A 2,977-nucleotide genomic window follows, 5' to 3' on the forward strand; every position below is an offset into this window, starting at 1 on the left:
GATCGGGGTATGACCACTTGACCACAACCCGATCGGCGTCGCTGATCACCTCCAGATCGGGCGGAGGCGGCGGGTCGGGAATATCCAGCCCCCGGCTCCACGCCCAGTACGCGCGGTCCAAGACCTTGAACAGCGAGTCGCGCCCCGTGAGCACCCAGGCCTTCTTCTCTTCGTCGGTGATCTGCCCGCGGAACCACGCCTTCCCTATGCTGTCTGCCATCTCCCACGACAGCGATCCCACGCCGATGGCGTACACGACAGTGATCGAATCATAGCGACCAATGGCAGCGTTCTTGGTCAGCCGATAGGGCCCCACGGTGATGAAGCGCATCGGGCCCTTTTCCGGGCTGGTCGCCCACCCCTCGGTGATAATGTCCCTCGGGAACTTGCCGCGGCTGTCGTGGCCGATGTAAGTGTCGCGCAGCCCAAAGTCGCGCCGTCCCCAGAGGTCCTTGACGATGCCTGCGTGCGGCATCGAGTAGGGCTGCGCCGGATCATCGGCTGGATTAGTGGGGGAAGTGCAGGCATAGAGCAGCGCATAGCCAGGCACCTGCGGCGACATCAGATGGCCTGTGGTCCGGTCTGGGTCGCCGGTGTGGTCATTTCTGCCGTTGGGATAGGCGGCGCTTCCGCCGAGGGTAGAGTCCCAATAGTAGGCGACCTTCAGGGTGTCGCGCGCGCGGCCAGCCACCAGCTGCGACTTGCGCGCGAACCAGCTGTCCAAGTCGTCTTCTCCCTCATAGGCAAAGTGGCCGAACACCTCGTATTCGCCGGCCTTGGAGGGGCCAAAGCTAAAAGCGACTGGCCACCAGAGGCGAATGGTCTGGTCCGGGAACACATCCTCCGGGCCTGGGTTTTCAATCGGCCGTCTGGTCTCGCCCGTGAACTTGTAAGTGCCTTTCCAAATGATGTAGTCCTGGTGATTGGGGTTGCTGAAGGCATAGACCTCCACGTGCGTGCGAATGCCCCAGAAGGGGAGGATATCTTCCCAGACGGCTGCGAGGTCCGGCTTCAGCTTGGGGTCCACCTGCCAGCGATACTCGCGGTAGAGGGGCACGCCGTCCACGGTCACATAGGGTGGGCGATAGCGGCGGATCTCCCACGACCAGTCGTTCACCCCGTTGCTCACAAAAGGGGTAGGGATGATTTTTCGATTGCCCTTCTGGTCCACACAGCCGCTGTCATCCAAGCAGATGGGGTTGAAGATCTGGTACAGCAGCTGCGAATGCCACTGATCCTGGGGGTAGAAGAAGATCTCCGTCTTTTCCGGGCCAGTGCCGGTGAGCATCCAGCTGTACTGCGTGGTGAACTGCCCCTCGCCGTTGAGCTTCTTCATGTCGAGCTTGATGGCGTTCACGTCGATGAACAGCGGCGGGCCATTGTAGTCCTTCTGCGACCACAGGGAACCCGCGGTGCTCCAGAGGAGCAGGCTGGCGAGTGTAACACAAAACACCTGTCGCCTCATTGTTGCTTCTCCTAATTGGTCATCCATAGGCAATGGTCGTCCAAAGAGCCTCCGACAGTCATCGCACAATCACGACTTTCCTGGTGAGGGCAGTAGAGGCCGTCTGCAGCCGGCACACGTACGTGCCGCTGGGCAGGCCAGAGACGTCTACAGGCACGCGTTCTTCCCGATCGGCATACGGTGCGAACTCGCACTCCCACACCATTCTTCCGGTAATGTCGTACAGCTGCAGCTGTGCCGGGCCGACTTGCGGCAAGCGATAGAGCACGGTGAGAGAAGCATTGCAGGGGTCAGGGTAGCAGTGCAAGAACGGCTCTGCTGGCCTGCCCACTTTCTGCGCCACTGCCGCGGGGGTGAGTAGCCTGCGGCCCACCGTGCCTAAAAGCACCTGCTGGCCGCCGACAACGTCCTGCCCCAGCGCCCACACGATCGCTCCGCCCAGTCCTTTGGTCTCGATGTATGCGCACTTAAGTGCCACTGAGGTGGTGTCGTCAAAGCTCAGGAGCATCGTACCACTGGGATTGGTGAGGTAAGGCACTTGCGCTGCCTCATCCCAGTGGCGGATCCAGCCTCCCAGGGCAAGGGCAACCACGCCGCTGTACCAGACCTCGCCGCCGCCGGTGCTGGGAGAGTACAGGCTGGTGGCATTGAACAGCCGTCCATAGAAGGGGACGCCGATGAGCAGCTTCTCCTTGGGCAGCCCAACCGAAAGGAGGAAGGTCACCGCCTCATGTACCGAGCCACACCGGTCTCCGCCAGAGGCGTAGAGCGGCGCATTGTGCCCAGCGTGGGTAGTCCAGCTGCCGTGAAAGTCGTAGGTCATGCATCCCAGCCAGTCCAGGTGCGGGGCGAGGGCGAGGTAGTCGTACTGGCCCACCGTCCACGACCCCGCAGGCACCGCCATGGAGAGTAGCCTGGAGGGGGCCATGCCGGCGAGAGCCTGGCGCAGCTCCCTGACCAGCGCCGTCAAGTTGCCGCGATCCGAAGATGCCGGGTACTCCCAGTCGAGGTCCACGCCGTCGTAGCTGTACGTCTGGCACATGTCGGTCACCGCCCTGATAAAGCGCGCCCTGCGTGCCGGGTCAGCAGCCATGGGGGAAAACCCGTCCGACTGCCCCCAGCCGCCAAGGGAGAGGAGGGCCTTCTTGCCGGCGCCGTGCACCGCCGCCACCAGCCCCGTCGGATCGAAGTCAGGGTAGGAGGCAATGGACCCGTCGGCCTGGGGCCAGGCGAAAGCATGGGCCACGTGGGTTACCCTGGCGAAGTCGATTGCAGCAGGCGGAAAACTCTGCTGCACCCAGGAAGGGTAATAGCCCACGACGATGCGCGTTCCCGCCAGGGAAGAGCTCACGAATGCAATGCCCATGAGCGCCCCACATAGGAGGAATGCGCCTCGCTGTGCCCTGGATTGTAGGCCAGACAGGTGCAAAATGGCCCTCAGAGATTGATGCGCAACCCGAGCAGCACCCGGCGCGGGTTCAGGAACAACGGCGCCGTGAACCAGCCGATGTC

The 2,977-nt window shown here is 62.8% G+C and carries 2 protein-coding genes; both read right to left on the reverse strand.

Features of this window, described 5'->3' with window-relative positions; all coding sequences use genetic code 11:
* Positions 1-1,465: hypothetical protein (locus H5U38_00005; protein MBC7185393.1), on the reverse strand; the 1,465-nt coding region annotated here is incomplete at its 3' end.
* A 58-nt stretch (positions 1,466-1,523) separates the two neighbouring features.
* Positions 1,524-2,831 carry a T9SS type A sorting domain-containing protein gene (locus H5U38_00010; protein MBC7185394.1) on the reverse strand — a complete coding sequence of 436 codons (1,308 nt, stop codon included), beginning with the start codon at positions 2,829-2,831 and terminating at the stop codon, positions 1,524-1,526.
* Positions 2,832-2,977: the final 146 nt, after the last annotated feature.

The organism is Calditrichota bacterium (assembly GCA_014359355.1).
Classification (GTDB): Bacteria; Zhuqueibacterota; Zhuqueibacteria; order JANLFK01; family Oleimicrobiaceae; genus Oleimicrobium.